11 protein-coding genes and 1 pseudogene are annotated in these 16,000 nt (G+C 72.9%); 4 read left to right on the forward strand and 8 right to left on the reverse strand.

The window, feature by feature from the left end:
• The 3 genes and pseudogenes from OG904_RS20920 to OG904_RS20930 all read right to left on the reverse strand — a co-directional run bounded on the left by OG904_RS20920 (nucleotide 1) and on the right by OG904_RS20930 (nucleotide 3,725).
• On the reverse strand, nucleotides 1-1,275 hold the full coding sequence (locus tag OG904_RS20920) for an NAD(P)/FAD-dependent oxidoreductase (protein WP_405493151.1): 1,275 nt from the start codon (nucleotides 1,273-1,275) through the stop codon (nucleotides 1-3).
• Between the two features lie 93 nt (nucleotides 1,276-1,368).
• On the reverse strand, nucleotides 1,369-2,706 hold the full coding sequence (locus OG904_RS20925; protein ID WP_405493153.1) for a deoxyguanosinetriphosphate triphosphohydrolase: 1,338 nt from the start codon (nucleotides 2,704-2,706) through the stop codon (nucleotides 1,369-1,371).
• Between the two features lie 114 nt (nucleotides 2,707-2,820).
• Nucleotides 2,821-3,725: pseudogene (locus tag OG904_RS20930) on the reverse strand (sirohydrochlorin chelatase).
• A 391-nt stretch (nucleotides 3,726-4,116) separates the two neighbouring features.
• Here OG904_RS20930 and OG904_RS20935 point away from each other — a divergent pair.
• The 3 genes from OG904_RS20935 (at nucleotide 4,117) to OG904_RS20945 (ending at nucleotide 7,938) form a co-directional block, all read left to right on the forward strand.
• On the forward strand, nucleotides 4,117-4,731 hold the full coding sequence (locus tag OG904_RS20935; RefSeq protein ID WP_405498153.1) for a vancomycin high temperature exclusion protein: 615 nt from the start codon (nucleotides 4,117-4,119) through the stop codon (nucleotides 4,729-4,731).
• A 136-nt stretch (nucleotides 4,732-4,867) separates the two neighbouring features.
• Nucleotides 4,868-5,638 (forward strand): glucose 1-dehydrogenase, encoded by a 771-nt coding sequence (locus OG904_RS20940; RefSeq protein WP_405493155.1) that lies wholly within the window; start codon nucleotides 4,868-4,870, stop codon nucleotides 5,636-5,638.
• A gap of 80 nt (nucleotides 5,639-5,718) precedes the next feature.
• Nucleotides 5,719-7,938, forward strand: a complete 2,220-nt coding sequence (locus tag OG904_RS20945) for a molybdopterin oxidoreductase family protein (protein WP_405493157.1) — start codon at nucleotides 5,719-5,721, stop codon at nucleotides 7,936-7,938.
• On the opposite strand, the gene OG904_RS20950 is transcribed toward OG904_RS20945, so the two are convergent.
• Together OG904_RS20950 and OG904_RS20955 are read right to left on the reverse strand one after the other, a co-directional pair.
• Nucleotides 7,935-8,924 (reverse strand): nucleotidyl transferase AbiEii/AbiGii toxin family protein, encoded by a 990-nt coding sequence (locus OG904_RS20950; RefSeq protein WP_405493159.1) that lies wholly within the window; start codon nucleotides 8,922-8,924, stop codon nucleotides 7,935-7,937. The genes OG904_RS20945 and OG904_RS20950 overlap by 4 nt on opposite strands.
• Nucleotides 8,921-9,280, reverse strand: coding sequence for a hypothetical protein (locus OG904_RS20955; protein WP_405493161.1), 360 nt, complete (start codon nucleotides 9,278-9,280; stop codon nucleotides 8,921-8,923). Before OG904_RS20955 ends, OG904_RS20950 begins: the two co-directional genes overlap by 4 nt.
• An 85-nt stretch (nucleotides 9,281-9,365) precedes the next feature.
• On the opposite strand from OG904_RS20955, the gene OG904_RS20960 reads away from it, so the two are divergent.
• A complete protein-coding gene (locus tag OG904_RS20960) occupies nucleotides 9,366-10,568 on the forward strand; it encodes an RNA polymerase sigma factor (RefSeq protein ID WP_405493163.1) in 1,203 nt (400 codons plus the stop codon).
• A gap of 68 nt (nucleotides 10,569-10,636) precedes the next feature.
• Here OG904_RS20960 and OG904_RS20965 read toward each other — a convergent pair whose 3' ends face one another.
• The 3 genes from OG904_RS20965 to OG904_RS20975 all read right to left on the reverse strand — a co-directional run bounded on the left by OG904_RS20965 (nucleotide 10,637) and on the right by OG904_RS20975 (nucleotide 15,946).
• Nucleotides 10,637-12,562 carry an ABC transporter ATP-binding protein gene (locus OG904_RS20965; protein ID WP_405493166.1) on the reverse strand — a complete coding sequence of 642 codons (1,926 nt, stop codon included), beginning with the start codon at nucleotides 12,560-12,562 and terminating at the stop codon, nucleotides 10,637-10,639.
• Nucleotides 12,559-14,292: an ABC transporter ATP-binding protein gene (locus tag OG904_RS20970; RefSeq protein WP_405493169.1), complete on the reverse strand. Its 1,734-nt coding sequence runs from the start codon at nucleotides 14,290-14,292 to the stop codon at nucleotides 12,559-12,561. The genes OG904_RS20965 and OG904_RS20970 overlap by 4 nt, the downstream gene beginning before the upstream one ends.
• Nucleotides 14,293-14,479: 187 nt before the next feature.
• The gene (locus tag OG904_RS20975; RefSeq protein ID WP_405493172.1) at nucleotides 14,480-15,946 is read right to left on the reverse strand and encodes an FGGY family carbohydrate kinase; all 1,467 of its coding nucleotides are present in this window, start codon (nucleotides 15,944-15,946) and stop codon (nucleotides 14,480-14,482) included.
• Between the last annotated feature and the right edge of the window lie 54 nt (nucleotides 15,947-16,000).

A 16,000-nucleotide genomic window follows, 5' to 3' on the forward strand; every position in this document is an offset into this window, starting at 1 on the left:
TCAGGCCCCCTCCGCCGGGAGCAGGGCGGAAAGCGGAATCGATGGATCCGCGAGCCGCTCCCGGTCTACGGGCGCCTTCGACCTGATCAGGGCCTGGATGTGCTCGGTGACATCCCACACATTCACGTTCATCCCGGCCAGGACCCGCCCGTCCGAGAGCCAGAAGGCGATGAACTCCCGCTTGCCCGCGTCCCCGCGGATCAGCACCTGGTCGTAGCCGCCCGCCGGGGCGTACCCCGAGTACTCCAGGCCCACGTCGTACTGGTCGGAGAAGAAGTACGGCACCCGGTCGTACGAGACCTCCTGCCCCAGCATCGCCCGGGCGGCGGCCGGCCCGCCGTTGAGGGCGTTCGCCCAGTGCTCCACCCGGAGCCGGGCCCCCAGCGTCGGGTGGTGCGCGGCCGCCACGTCGCCGACCGCGAAGACGTCCGGGTCGGAGGTGCGCAGCGAGGCGTCCACGGCGATACCGCCCCCGTGCTCCCGGTCCACCAGGGCCAGCCCCGATGTCTCCGCGAGCGCGGTCCGCGGCGCGGCCCCGATCGCCGCGAGGACCGCGTGCGCCGGGTGCTCCTCCCCGTCGTCCGTACGGGCCGCCAGCACCATGCCGTCGTGCCCGACGATCTCCGTCAGATGGGACCCGAAGTGGAAGCGGACCCCGTGCTCGGTGTGCAGGTCCGCGAACAGCCGGCCGATCTCCGGACCGAGCACCGCGTGCAGCGGGGTCGGCGCCGGCTCGATCACGGTGACCTCGGCCCCGTACCCGCGGGCCGCCGCCGCGACCTCCAGACCGATCCAGCCGGCCCCCGCGATCAGCAGGTGCCCGTTGTCCCGGCCCAGGCCCGCCAGTGCCTTGCGCAGCCGCTCGGCGTGCGAGAGCCGGCGCAGGTGGTGCACGCCGACCAGCTCGGTGCCCGGGATGTCGAGCCGGCGGGGCTCGGCGCCGGTGGCGAGCAGGAGCTTGTCGTAGGGCAGCGCCGTGCCGTCGCCGAGGACCACCTTCTTGGCCTCCCGGTCCAGCTGGACCGCGGGCTGGCCGAGGTGCAGCTCGATGTCGGAGGCCGCGTACCAGGACGGCTCGTGGACGAAGACGCTCTCGCGCTCCTCCTTGCCCGTCAGGTACCCCTTGGACAGCGGGGGCCTTTCGTACGGATGGTCGCGCTCGTCGCCGATCAGGATCACCCGCCCCGTGAACCCCTCCGACCTCAGCGTTTCGGCCGCCTTAGCCCCGGCCAGCCCCGCGCCCACGATGACGAACGTCCGGTGTGCGTCGACCACCTGATGCCTCCTCATAACCTCTCCGCCACATGCGACCACATGCGAGCGTCCCGCACTGAGCCTGCCGCGTGAAGGGGGAGTGGCCCGATCGGCTCACCCTTCGGCGCGTCGAGTGCGCCGGGTGAGGCGGGCGTGCAGGGAGCGCGCGGAGGCGTCGGTGAGGGCCGCGATCTGGTCGACGACCGCGCGCTTGCGGGCCCTGTCGTCCGGGGCCGCGTCGAAGATCGCACGGAACTGCGGGTCCAGGCCCTCCGGCGCGCGGGCGCTGACCGCCTCCGCCAGCTCGGCCAGCACGATGCGCTGGTCCGCGCGGATCCGCTCCTGCTCGTCGCGCTGCATGACGTACAGGTCGGCGACCGCCTTCAGTACGGCGCATTCGTTGCGGGCCTCGCGCGGAACCACCAGCTCCGCCGCGTACCGGGTCAGCCGGCCGGTGCCGTACGCCTGCCGGGTCGCCCCCTCGGCGGCCAGGCAGAAGCGGCCGATCAGCTGGCTGGTGGCGTCCTTGAGCCGGGCCTGGGCCACGGCCGAGCCGTCGTACCCGTGCGGCCACCACTCCTGGCCCATCAGCCGGTCCAGCGCCTCGCGCAGCTCCTCCGGGTCGGTGTCGGAGGGCACGTAGCGGCCGATGGCGACCCCCCAGATCGCCGTGCGCTCGGGCTCGGCGAAGAGGAGGTTCGGGTCGAGGTGGCCGGCGTGCAGGCCGTCCTCGAAATCGTGGACGGAGTACGCCACGTCGTCGGCCCAGTCCATGACCTGCGCCTCGAAGCACTTGCGGTCCGCGGGCGCGCCGCGGCGCAGCCAGTCGAAGACCGGCAGGTCGTCCTCGTAGGCGCCGAACTTCACCGAGTCCGGCTCGGTGGGATGGTCCCCGCGGGCCCAGGGGTACTTGGTGGCGGCGTCCAGGCAGGCCCGGGTGAGGTTCAGCCCGACACTGACCAGCTCGCCGGTCGCCGGATCGGGGACGAACCGTTTGGGCTCCAGCCGGGTCAGCAGGCGCAGCGACTGGGCGTTGCCCTCGAAGCCGCCGCAGTCCTTGGCGAACTCGTTGAGCGCCTCCTCGCCGTTGTGGCCGAAGGGCGGGTGACCCATGTCGTGCGACAGGCAGGCGGCCTCGACCAGATCGGGATCGCAGCCGAGCGCGGCCCCGAGCTCACGGCCGACCTGGGCGCATTCCAGCGAGTGCGTCAGCCGGGTACGGGGACTCGCGTCCCAGTCGTACGAACGCGTGCCGGGGGTGACCACCTGGGTCTTCCCGGCGAGCCGGCGCAGGGCGGCGGAGTGCAGCACACGGGCGCGGTCGCGCTGGAAGGCGGTCCGGCCGGGCCGTTTGTCGGGCTCGGTGGCCCAGCGCTCGGTATCGGCGGGACCGTACGGCTCGCCGGGCAGGTCGGGGCGGACAGGTGCGGTGGTGCCTTCCATGCCTTCCATGCCCAGAACCGTAACCGGAGCCGCCGACAGGACGGGACAGGACGAGCGGGCCGGGCAGTTCCAGCGGTCCCGGCAGACCCCGCGATCCGGGCCGCCCGATCGGCGGGACGCCCCCTAAGCGGTGGCCAGTTCCAGCCGCGGCTCCTGCCGTACGGGGGCCGCGAGCGCCTCCTCGTAGCGCTGGAGCACCAGCCGGGCCAGCGCCGGATGGTCGCCGAGCGGGGCGGCGGCCGCTCCCGGCGAGGCGGCGGCGCTCGCGGAGGCGAAGCGGCCCGGGGCGGTGAAGTAGGAGGCGACCGCGACCCGGTGGATCCCCCGCGCGGCCAGCGCCCGTATCGCGGCGGGCACGCCCGGCGCGGCGGCCGAGGCGTAGGCCGCCACCACGGGCACCCCGTCGAGCCGTTCGGACAGCAGGTCGGCGGTGGCCCGCGTGTCGGCGGCGGAGTCGGGGTCGCGGGATCCGGCGGCGGCCAGCACCACCCCGGACCCGGCGCTCCAGCCGGCCTCCACGAGCCGCTCGTACAGGGCCTCGACGAGCAGCGGATGCGGACCCAGCGGGGCGGCGATCCGGATCCGCAGGTGCCCGGCGCGGGCGGCGGCCGGCAGGTCCCGCTTGACGTGGGTCCCGCGCCCGAGCAGCAGCGGCACGAGGACGGCGGCTCCGCGGGTCCGGTCGAGGGTGCGGTCCAGCAGCGGATGGTTCAGCTCGATGTGACCGAGCCGGACGTCGAGGCGGGGACGGAGCTCGCGGACCCGTTCGAGCAGGGCTTCGACGGTGTGGAGGGCGCGCGGGTCGCGGCTGCCGTGGGCCACGGCGACGAGGGTGGGCTGCATGCGGGGACTCCTGCGTGGTGTCGGGGGCGCAGCCCGCTGAGCTGCGTGCCGAGCTGGGCGGTGATCCGGGTCAGCAGCTCCGCGGTGGTTCCGGGCGGAAGCAGAAGTGGGGGCGGGGGCGGGAGGGGAACGGGAAGCGGGAGGGGAAGGGGCAGGGACTCGGGAGGGTGCGCCGGCTCCGTCATGAACCGATCCTGCGCGCGGCAGGTTGCCGGTGCGTTGCGCCGGGGTGACGGGTGTTTTCCACCTGCTCACAGGGGGGTGGACGGAGAGGGTGCGGACCGGCTCCGTCCACCTGGTGCGCGTACGGGAGGCGGCGGGCGTACGCCCCGGTGCGCCGAGCGCGGGGCGCCCGCCGAAACCGTGGGGGTCGTACACGCGTCCGTAGTCGACAGACGGGAACCAACAGAGGGGCATGCATTGACGCGCGCGGCGGCAAGAGGCTGGACCAAGGCGGTACGGGACCGGCTGGGAGCCGTACTCGACAGGGCGCGGGCCGTACGCGACCGGGCGCGGGCCGTACGGATCACTGTGCCGCGCACCGTACGGGCCCGGCGGCGGGCGGTGCGCGTGGTGATGGCCGGCTGCGTGCTGGCGCTGCTGCCCTCGGCGTGGACGCACGTGGCGGCCGGACCGAGGCTGCGCACCACCGCGGAGGCACCCGCAGCCGAGGTGGCCTTGGTCTTCGGCGCCGGGCTGTGGAACGGCCGGCCCACCCCGTACCTCGCGCGCCGCCTCGACGCCGCCGCCGAGCTCTACCGCGCGGGCAAGGTCAAGGTCGTCCTGGTCACCGGTGACAACAGCCGGACCGAGTACGACGAGCCCGACGCGATGCGCACGTACCTGACGGGCCACGGGGTGCCGGACGCCCGGATCGTCAGCGACTACGCCGGCTTCGACTCGTGGGACTCCTGCGTCCGGGCCCGGGAGGTCTTCGGGGTGCACCGGGCGGTGCTGATCAGCCAGGGCTTCCACATCCGGCGGGCGGTGGCGCTGTGCGAGGCCGCGGGGGTGGACTCGTACGGAGTCGGGGTGGACGACGTGCACGACGTGACCTGGTACTACGGCGGGACCCGCGAGGTCTTCGCGGCGGGCAAGGCGGCGCTGGACGCGGTGTTCGAGCCGGAGCCGCGCTTCCTGGGACCGAAGGAGGAGGGGGTGTCGCGGGCCCTGGCCTCTCTGGCAGACTGACGCCGCCGTCGGTGTATGCCGATTAGTCATATACCAATCAGCCGTATCGGTTGAGTCGGCCGTGTCGGCCGTGTCGGCCGTATGAGTCGTGTCCGTCCGTCGTGTCCGTCGTGTTCGTCGTCAGGGGTGTGGAGCCGTGGCTGTTGTGGATCTCAGCGACAAGGTCGTCGTCATCACCGGTGGGGCCCGCGGCCTCGGAGCGGCGGCCGCGCAGGCCGTCGTGGACGGCGGCGGCAAGGTGCTGATCACCGACGTCCTGGAGGCGGAGGGAGCCGGGACGGCCGCCAAGCTCGGCGGGGCCGCGCGCTTCCTGCGCCACGACGTGACCAGCGAATCCGACTGGGATGCCGCCCTGGCCTTCGCCCTCGCCGAGTTCGGCCGCATCGACGGCCTGGTCAACAACGCGGGCATCGCCACCGGCCAGTTCCTGGAGCACGAGAGCGTCGAGCACTTCCGCCGGGTCGTCGAGATCAACCTGGTGGGCGTCTTCATCGGCATCAAGGCCGCGATCCCGCTGATGCGCGCGAACGGCGGCGGCTCCATCGTCAACATCTCCTCCGCGGCCGGCCTCACGGGCCTCGCCCTGACCGCCGGCTACGGCGCCTCCAAGTGGGGCGTGCGCGGACTGTCGAAGATCGGCGCGGTGGAACTCGCCGAGTCCCGGATCCGCGTCAACTCCGTGCACCCCGGCATGACGCTCACCCCGATGACGGCCCCGGTCGGCATCCGGGCCGGCGAGGGCAACTACCCGGGCACCCCCCTCGGCCGCGTCGGCCTCCCCGAGGAGATCGCCGCCGCCGTCGCCTTCCTCCTCTCGGACGCCGCGGGCTACATGACCGGCGCCGAGCTCGCGGTGGACGGCGGCTGGACGGCCGGCCTGACCGTGAAGTACCTCACCGGGCAGTAGGGCCCGCGCTGAGGTGCCCGTACGGGAGGCGTAACCGGGGGCGGCGGTCCGCGTAACACCCGCGTCGCATGGTGAACCGCATGCACACTCCGGGAGCCGCACCGGCAGACACCGCCCCCTCCTCCACCGTCACTGCCACGCACTGCCCGTACTGCGCGCTGCAGTGCGGCATGAACCTCCGTCCCGCACCGGGCGGAGCGGGCGTCGAGGTGGAGGAGCGCGCGGACTTCCCGGTGAACCGGGGCGCGCTGTGCGGCAAGGGACGCACCGCACCCGCCCCGCTCTCCTCCCGGGTGCGCCTCACCGAGCCGCTCGTCCGCACCCGCGCGGGGCGGCTGGAGCCGGCCACCTGGGAGGAGGCCCTGGACGCCGTCGCCGGGGGCCTCGCCCGGACCCGGCGGTCCCACGGGGCCGACGCCGTCGGGGTGTTCGGCGGCGGCGGGCTGACCAACGAGAAGGCGTACGCCCTCGGGAAGTTCGCCCGCACCGCCCTGGGGACCTCGCAGATCGACTACAACGGCCGGTTCTGCATGTCCTCGGCGGCCGCCGCGCACCAGAGGGCGTTCGGGCTCGACCGGGGGCTGCCCTTCCCGCTGGAGGACATCCCCAAGGCCGGCTGCGTCGTCCTCGTCGGTTCCAACCCCGCCGAGACCATGCCGCCGGCCCTGCGCTACTTCCGGGAACTGCGCGAGAACGGCGGCACGCTGATCGTGGTGGACCCGCGCCGCACCCGGACCGCCGAGCAGGCCGACCTGCACCTGGCCCCGCGCCCCGGCACGGACCTGGCGCTGGCGCTCGGCCTGCTGCACCTGGTGGTGGCCGGGGGGCACACGGACGAGGAGTTCATCGCCGGGCGCACCACGGGCTGGGAGGAGGCCCGCGCGGGCGCGATGGCGCACTGGCCGGAGGAGGTGGAGCGGATCACCGGGGTGCCGGTGCCGAAGCTCCGCGAGGCGGTGGCGATGTTCTGCGCCCCGTCCTCCGCCATGGTGCTCACCGCGCGCGGCCCCGAGCAGCAGTCCAAGGGCACCGACACCGTCGGCGCCTGGATCAACCTCTGCCTCGCCACCGGCCGGGCCGGCCGCCCGTTCTCCGGCTACGGGTGCCTCACCGGCCAGGGCAACGGCCAGGGCGGCCGCGAGCACGGCCAGAAGGCCGACCAGCTCCCCGGCTACCGCAAGCTGACCGACCCGGCGGCGCGGGCCCACGTGGCCGGGGTCTGGGGGATCGACCCCGACACGCTCCCCGGCCCGGGCCGCAGCGCCTACGAACTCCTGGACGCGCTGGGCGGCGAGGTGAAGGCCCTCCTCCTGATGGGCTCCAACCCGGTGGTCTCGGCCCCCCGTGCCGCCCACGTCGAGGAGCGCATCCGCTCCCTGGACTTCCTGGCGGTCGCGGACGTGGTCCTGTCCGAGACCGCGGCGCTGGCGGACGTGGTCCTCCCGGTCACCCAGTGGGCGGAGGAGACCGGCACCACCACCAACCTGGAGGGCCGCGTCCTGCTCCGCCGCCGGGCACTGACCCCGCCGCCGGGGGTCCGCTCCGACCTGGAGGTCCTGCACGGCCTGGCCGCCCGGCTGGGCATGCCGAAGGCCTTCCCGACCGACCCCGAGGAGGTCTTCGAGGAGCTGCGCCGTGCCTCGGCGGGCGGCCCGGCGGACTACTCGGGCATCAGCTACGCCCGCATCGAAGCGGAGCAGGGCGTCTTCTGGCCCTGCCCGTCGGCTCCGCGGCCGGGGGAGGGGGACCCGGGGGCGCCCGCCCCCGCAGCCGCGCCGGGGGTGCCCGCGCCGGGGGAGCTCCACCCCGGCACTCCCCGCCTCTTCCTCGACCGCTTCGCCACCGACGACGGCCGGGCGCGGTTCGTGCCCGTCTCGCACCGCGACGCCGCCGAGATGCCCGACGCGGAGTACCCGCTGCTGCTCACCACCGGCCGGGTGGTCGCCCAGTACCAGTCGGGCGCGCAGACCCGCCGGGTGGCGGAGCTCAACGAGGCCGCCCCGGGCCCCTTCGTGGAACTCCACCCCCGCCTCGCGGCCCGCATCGGCGTGACCGACGGAACCCTCCTGGCGGTCACCTCCCGCCGCGGCCGCGCGGTGGCCCCGGCCCGCGTCACGGACACCATCCGCGCCGACACCGTCTTCATGCCCTTCCACTGGCCGGGCGAGGGCCGGGCCAACACCCTGACCAACCCGGCGCTCGACCCGGTGTCCCGGATGCCGGAGTTCAAGGTCTGCGCGGTCCGGGTGGAACCGGCCCAGCCCTCGCGGGCCCGGCAAGATCCGAAAGAACCGGCCTAGGAGTGCTGACCCGCCGCGAAGGTGGGAGCCAGTGCCGTCAGCAGCCGGTCCGCGTAGGACTCGGCGGAGCCGGGGATCCCCGGGTACTCCTCGTGGAACGCGGCCCAGTCCGTCCGCGCGACCCCCTCGGAGATCTCCGGTGCGGGCGGCTGCTGCACGCCGCCGGCATCGAATTCCCCGGAGAGCCGGAAGACTTCCGCCAGCAGCGGGTACGGCAGCGCGCAGCCCTCCGCCAGCAGGACCGCGTCGTAGAGGTCCTTGCCCTGCGGGTACAGGTCCCCGGCCAGCCACATCAGCTTCCAGGCGAGGGAGAGTTCACGGGTGGCGCCCAGCAGCGGGACCCCCGCCACCTCCACGGGCTCCGGCGCGAGGGGCAGGGGCTCGTTGAAGACGAAGTCCAGCTGGACCTGACCGCCCCGCATGCCGGGTGCGGACCAGGGGAGGACCAGCCTGCGTCCGGGGACGCGTTCGTACGTCCAGATGTACTCCGACGCCGCGTCCGACGCGGGCATCACCAGGTCCGCGTCCCCCGCCAGCCGCTCGGCCCGGGCCGCGATCGCGTCCAGCATCCGCCCGGTACGGTCCTCCTCGATCATCCAGTCCGCGGGGACCACGACGAAGTCCAGGTCGTGCGGCTCCCGCGCGGCCTCCCCGAACCACTGGGACAGCAGCCTGCTGCCGCGCAGCACCAGCGAGTCCGCGAAGCCCGAGGCCCCGACCGCACGCAACGCCACGTCCATCGCCGACTGCCGGGCCGTCCGCCAGGCCGTGAGGGCCGCCGGCTCCGGGATCGCCGGATCCAGCGGCCGGTACGCCACGGAGAAGTGCTTGAGCGCGGGATCGAATACCCCCCTGGCCGGTTCGCCCCGGTCGCCCGTCCGCATGGTCCGGGGCTGCTGGGAATTGCGCCGGATCCGCTCCTCCGCGGGCTCTGCGGGATCGTCCGGTCCGCCCGGAATCGACGGCTTCCACTCCTGGCCGCTCATGACGACGCCCCCTCCTCGATCCACCCGTCGTCCACCGACAGGTCGCTGTCGTACAGCACGAACTCCCGCTCCTCCGAACGGATTTCGTACCCGGCCCTGGCCAGCGCGTCGCACGCCGCCGGGACGGTCTCCACCTTGACCCGGACCGGGTCGAAGCCGGCCGCGCGCAGCGCGGGCACCAGCCGCTCGTGCCCCTCGCGGTCGGGCAGCGTCAGCATCGGCTGCGAGGCCATCCGGCCCCGGGCCAGCACGATGTGCGTGATCTTCAACTCCCGTTCCCCCGCCCAGGTTTCCAGTCGTGCCAGCTCCGCCGGGCCGGGGCAGCGCACCGTCACATGGGTCTCGTACACAGACATGACGGCGATCTTCTCGGACATCCGTCCGATCCGCATCGGGGTTCTGGTCCGGGGGTAACCATGGGTCACGCACCGGACTCAGAAAGTGCCCGCACGCCCCTCGTGGCAGCGATGTGCCGTACGCCACACTGAGGTCCGGTGCCCCCGTCCTCGGAGCCCTGTGGAGGTCGCCCCCGTGCAGACCCAGAGCTTGACCGTCAGCGTCAGTCAGCCCGGAGGGGCCGCAAGCGACGCCGAAGCGGCCGCGGCCGAAGAGCCCGAGGCCGACGCCGTGGACGAGCAGGAGCCGCAGGAGGCCGAGGAGTTGGAGGGCCCGGAGCTGATGGAGAAGGTGCCACCGCCGCGCAAGCGCCCGGCGGAAGGCTCCGGCGGAGCGGGTCCTTCCGCCGACCTCTTCCGGCAGTACCTGCGCGAGATAGGCAGGATCCCGCTGCTCACCGCCGTCGAGGAGGTCGAGCTCGCGCGGCGCGTGGAAGCGGGACTGTTCGCCGAGGAGAAGCTCGGCAGCGGGGTCGGGCTCGATCTGCAGCTCACGCTCGATCTGGACAAGCTCGTCGTCATGGGGCGCATGGCCAAACGCCGCCTCATCGAATCGAACCTGCGGCTCGTCGTCTCCGTCGCCAAACGCTACGTCGGCCGCGGGCTCACCATGCTCGACCTGGTCCAGGAGGGGAACCTCGGACTGATCCGGGCCGTCGAGAAGTTCGACTACGCCCGCGGCTACAAGTTCTCCACCTACGCCACCTGGTGGATCCGGCAGGCGATGTCCCGGGCCCTGGCCGACCAGGCGCGGACCATCCGCGTCCCCGTCCACGTCGTGGAACTGATCAACCGCGTGGTCCGCGTCCAGCGCCGCATGCTCCAGGAGCGCGGGTACGAGCCCACCGCCGAAGAGGTCGCCGTCCACCTGGAGCTGACCCCCGAGCGGGTCCTGGAGGTGCTGCGCCTCGCGCAGGAGCCGGTCTCGCTGCACGCACCCGTGGGCGAGGAGGACGATGTGGCCCTCGGCGACCTCATCGAGGACGGGGACGCCGCCTCGCCGGTCGAATCGGCCGCGTTCTTCCTGCTCCGCGAGCACCTGGAAGCGGTCCTCTCCACCCTCGGGGAGCGGGAGCGCAAGGTCGTGCAGCTGCGCTACGGGCTCGCCGACGGGCGCCCGCGCACCCTGGAGGAGATCGGCCGGATCTTCGGGGTGACCCGCGAGCGGATCCGTCAGATCGAGTCCAAGACCCTCAACAAACTCCGCGACCACGCCTTCGCGGACCAGTTGCGCGGCTACCTCGACTGACCTCGACCGGGCACGGGAAAAGGGGCGCCCCGAAAGGCGCCCCTCCCCGAACGGTCCCGCCGGCCGCGCTAGTCGACCTCGGCCACCGCCTGCGCGAACTGCGCCGCGTACAGCCGCGCGTAGGCGCCGCCCGAGCGCAGCAGCTCCTCGTGCGTGCCCTGCTCCACGATGGAACCGCTCTCCATCACCAGGATCAGGTCGGCGTCGCGGATCGTGGACAGCCGGTGCGCGATCACGAAGGACGTACGGCCGTGCGCGAGGCGGGCCATCGCCTTCTGGATCAGCACCTCGGTACGGGTGTCCACCGAGCTCGTGGCCTCGTCGAGGACCAGGATCACCGGATCGGACAGGAACGCCCGCGCGATGGTGATCAGCTGCTTCTCACCCGCGCTGACGCCCGCACCCTCGTCGTCGAGCACCGTGTCGTAGCCCTCGGGCAGGGTGCGGATGAACCGGTCGGCGTGCGCCGCCCGCGCGGCCTCCTCGACCTCGGCGCGCGTCACCTCGCGCGAAGCACCGTAGGCGATGTTCTCCGCGATGGTGCCGCCGAACAGCCAGGTGTCCTGGAGCACCATGCCGATGCCGCCGCGCAGTTCCTCGCGGGTCATCTTCGCGATGTCCACGCCGTCGAGGGCGATCTCCCCGCCCGTGACCTCGTAGAACCGCATCAGCAGATTGACCAGCGTGGTCTTGCCCGCGCCGGTCGGGCCGACGATCGCGACCGTGTGACCGGGGTGGACCGTCAGCGAGAGGTTCTCGATCAGCGGCTTGTCCGGCTCGTAGCGGAAGGCGACCTTGTCGAAGGTGACCTGCCCGCGCAGCGCCTCCGGACGCTCCGGGACCTCGGCGTCCGGCTCCTGCTCCGCCGCGTCCAGCAGCTCGTAGACCCGCTCGGCGGAGGCGACGCCGGACTGCACCAGGTTCGCCATGGAGGCGACCTGCGTCAGCGGCATCGAGAACTGGCGCGAGTACTGGATGAAGGCCTGGACGTCACCGATCGACAGGGTGCCCGAGGCCACCCGCAGACCGCCGACGACCGCGACGAGCACGTAGTTGATGTTCGAGATGAACAGCATCACCGGCTGCATGACACCGCTGACCAGCTGCGCCTTGAACGAAGCCCGGTACAGCGCCTCGTTCTGCTCGGCGAAGAGCTCCGCGGACTCCTTCTGCCGGCCGAAGACCTTGACCAGCGTGTGGCCCGAGTACATCTCCTCGACGTGCGCGTTCAGGGCGCCCGTGGACTTCCACTGCGCCACGAACTGCGGCTGCGACTTCTTGCCGATCTTCGTGGCCACGAATCCCGAGACCGGGATGGTGACCAGCGCGACCAGAGCCAGCAGCGGAGAGATCCAGAACATCATCGCCAGCACGCCGACGATCGTCAGGAGGGAGTTGAGCAGCTGGCCCATCGTCTGCTGGAGCGTCTGACCGATGTTGTCGATGTCGTTCGTGGCCCGGCTCAGCACCTCGCCGCGCTTCTGCTGGTCGAAGTACGACAGCGGCAGCCGCGAGAGCTTGGCCTGCAGGTCCTCGCGCATCCGGTACACGGTGCCGTTCATGATGTGGTTCGACAGCCTCGTCGCGACCAGCATCAGCAGACCGGCGAGCGTGAACACGCCCAGCGCCCACAGCGCCACCGCCCCGACCGCACCGAAGTCGATGCCCTTGCCCGGGGTGAAGGCGGTCCCGGACAGCATGTCCGCCATCCCGCCCTGGCCCTTGGCGCGCAGCCCCTCCAGGGCCTGCTCCTTGGTGATCCCCGCCGGCATCTGGCGGCCGACGATCCCCGCGAACACGAGGTCGGTGGCCTTGCCGAGGATCTTCGGGCCGGTCACCGACGCGGCGACGCTGCCGACGACCGCGATGACCATGCCCCACAGCTTGGCCCGGTCGCGCGCCAGCTCGCGCAGCAGCCGCTTGCCCGAGCCCTTGAAGTCCATGGACCGCGTCGTCGGCGGTCCCATCATCATCCGTCCTCCGGGACCGCTCATGCCGCCTCCGCCTCCGTCAGCTGGGAGAGCACGATCTCCCGGTAGGTCTCGTTGCCGGCCATCAGCTCGTGGTGGCGCCCCTCGCCCACCACCTGCCCCTCGTCGAGGACGATGATCCGGTCCGCGTCGCGGATCGTGGAGACCCGCTGGGCGACGATGACCACGGTCGCGTCCTCGGTCTCGCGGGCGAGCGCGGAGCGCAGCGCCGCGTCCGTCGCGTAGTCCAGGGCCGAGAAGGAGTCGTCGAACAGGTAGATCTCCGGGCGCTGTACGAGCGTGCGCGCGATCGCGAGCCGCTGGCGCTGGCCGCCGGAGACGTTGGTGCCGCCCTGGGCGATGGGGGCGTCGAGCCCGCCCTCCAGCTCGGAGACGAAGCCCTTGGCCTGCGCCACCTCCAGCGCGTGCCACAGCTCTTCGTCGGTGGCGTCGGGGCGCCCGTAGCGCAGGTTGGTGGCGACCGTCCCGGAGAACAGGTACGGCTTCTGCGGGACCATGCCGACGGTCCTGGCGAGCAGGTCCGGGTCCAGGCGGCGGACGTCCTCGCCGTCTACGAGCACGTCGCCGCCGGTCGCGTCGAACAGCCGGGGGACCAGCCCGAGCAGCGTGGACTTGCCGCTGCCGGTGGAGCCGATCACCGCGGTGGTCTCGCCGGGGCGGGCCACCAGGTCGACCCCGCGCAGTACGGGGGCCTCGGCGCCCGGGTAGCGGAAGTCGGCGCCGCGCAGTTCCAGGCGGCCGTGGCGGAGCAGCTTGCGGACCGGATCGGCGGGCGGGACCACGCTTGAGTCGGTGTCCAGGACCTCCTGGACGCGCTCGGCGCAGACCTCGGCGCGCGGCACCATCATGAACATGAAGGTGGCCATCATCACGGACATGACGATCTGCATCAGGTAGGCGAGGAAGGCCGTCAGCTGGCCGATCTCCATGCCGCCGCTGTCGATCCGCATCGCGCCGAACCAGATGACGGCGACGCTGGAGATGTTCACGACCACTATGACGGTCGGGAACATCAGGGCGAGCAGCTTTCCGGCCGCCAGCGAGACACCGGTGAGGTCGGCGTTGGCCTCGCGGAAGCGCTCCTTCTCGTAGTCGTCGCGGATGAAGGCGCGGATCACCCGGTTGCCGGTGATCTGCTCGCGCAGGACCCGGTTGACCGTGTCCAGCCGCGTCTGCATCGCACGGAACAGCGGCCGCGTCCGCAGCACGATCGCGCCGACCGACAGGCCGAGGACGGGAACGACGGCGAGCAGCACGCCCGACAGCTTCACGTCCAGCGAGAGCGCCATGAAGATGCCGCCGACGCACATGATCGGAGCCGAGACCATCAGGGTGAAGGTCATCAGTACGAGCATCTGGATCTGCTGCACGTCGTTCGTCGTACGGGTGATCAACGATGGGGCGCCGAAGTGGCCGAGCTCACGCGCCGAGAAGCTCTGGACGCGGTCGAAGACGGCGGCCCGGACATCACGGCCGAAGGCCGCGGCGGTACGGGCGCCGTAGTAGACGGCACCGGCGTTGCAGACGAGCTGCACCAGTGAGACGCCGAGCATCAGCGCGCCGAAGCGCAGGATGTAGCCGGTGTCACCGTTGACGACACCGTGGTCGATGATGTCGGCGTTCAGCGTGGGCAGGTAGAGGCTCGCGCTGGTCTGGAGCAGCTGCAGCAGCACCAGCAGGGCGATCGGTTTCCGGTACGGACCCAGATGGGTCCGCATGAGTCGTATGAGCACGCGCAGGCTCCGGTCGGCATGATCGAGGGGGGTTCACCCCATCTTCGGCCAAGCGGAGGCTCGAACCCCACCGGTTTTCGCAAAGCCCGGTCAAAAGGCGTAGTCGGCCGGGGCGCGGGGCCTACAACCCGGGGGCCGGTGTTTCGGGGTCCGCACGCCGGTGACCTGCGGGTCCGGGGGCGGGGGCCTACGCTCCGGGCCGGGCGGGCCCGGCCTGGAACGCGCCGGGGTGGATCTGGTCCCGGGTCGCGATGTACTGCTGGCGCACGCCCCGCCAGGCCGGGTACTCCTCGTCCGGCTCGAAGAGCTGGGCCGTGGGCGCCGGCCACACGGGCGGGGTGGCCGGGGTCAGCGTGCCGCGCGCCACACCGAGGGCCCATGCCGCCTGCCGGGCCGCGCCCAGCGCCGCGTAGTCGGCCGGAGCCGGTACGACGATCTGCGTACCGAACAGACCCGGTGCGAAGGCCTGCACGGCGGGCAGCTCGGCCGCCGCGCCCAGCAGGAACACCCGGCGGACCTCGACCCCGCGGCTGCGCAGCACGTCGAGCGCGTCCACCAGCCCGCACAGCATGCCCTCGAAGGCGGCCCGGGCCAGGTGCTCCGGCTTCATGGAGTCCCGCCTCAGCCCCGACAGGGTCCCGGCGGTGTGCGGCAGGTTCGGGGTCCGCTCACCCTCCAGGTACGGCAGGAGTACGAGTCCGTGCGCGCCCGGGGTCGACTTCAGCGCGAGCTCGCTCAGCCCCTCCAGATCGGTGCCCAGCAGTTCGGCGGTGCCGCGCAGGGCCCGTACGGCGTTCAGCGTGTTCACCACCGGCAGGTGCATCCCGGCGGCGTCGGCGAGCGAGGTGATCAGCCCGCCCGGCTCCGACAGCGCCTCGTGGTGCACCGCCATCACCGACCCGGACGCGCCCAGCGAGACCGCGGCGTCGCCCGGTCCCATGCCCAGTCCGAGCGCGGCGGCCATGGTCTCGCCGGTTCCGGCGGAGATCAGGAGCCCCTCGGGCGTGGTCCCGGCGGCTTCGGCCGGGCCGAGCACCTCGGGCAGCAGCGCCCGGTGGCCGAGCGCGAGCTCGACGAGGTCGGGGCGGTAGGTGCCGGTGGCCGCGGACCAGTACCCGGTGCCGGAGGCGCCGCCCCGGTCGGTGGTGCGCCGGGCCGGGCGGCCCAGCAGCTGCCACACGAGCCAGTCGTGCGGGGCCATCACCACGGCGACCCGCCGGGCCGCTTCCGGCTCGGTCCGGCGCAGCCAGGCGAGCTTCGCGACGGGTTGCGCCGAATGGGGGACGGAGCCGACGGCCTCGGCCCAGGCCTGGCGGCCGCCCAGCGCCTCGATCAGGTCGGCGGCGGCGACCTGGCCGCGCTTGTCGTTGCCGATCAGGGCGGGGCGGACGAGGCCGCCCTGCGCGTCCAGCGGCAGCAGACCGTGCTGCTGGGCCGAGACGCCGATGGCCTGCACCCCTTCGAGGAGCCCGCCGCCGGCGGCCTCGCCGAGCGAGAGCAGCCAGGCCTGCGGGTCGGTCTCGTGAGGCAGGGACTCGCCGGTGGGCTGCGGATGGGGGGCGTACCCCTGGCGCAGCACGGCGCCCGTCTCGGTGTCACAGACCACGATGCGAGTGAAGGCGGAAGAACTGTCCAGCCCGGCGACTATCCCCATGCGGAGAATTCTGCCGCACGTCTGCGCGAACGCGACCGCGCCGACCCCCGCGGG

The sequence above is a fragment of the Streptomyces sp. NBC_00096 genome (assembly GCF_045041305.1).
Taxonomy (GTDB): domain Bacteria; phylum Actinomycetota; class Actinomycetes; order Streptomycetales; family Streptomycetaceae; genus Streptomyces.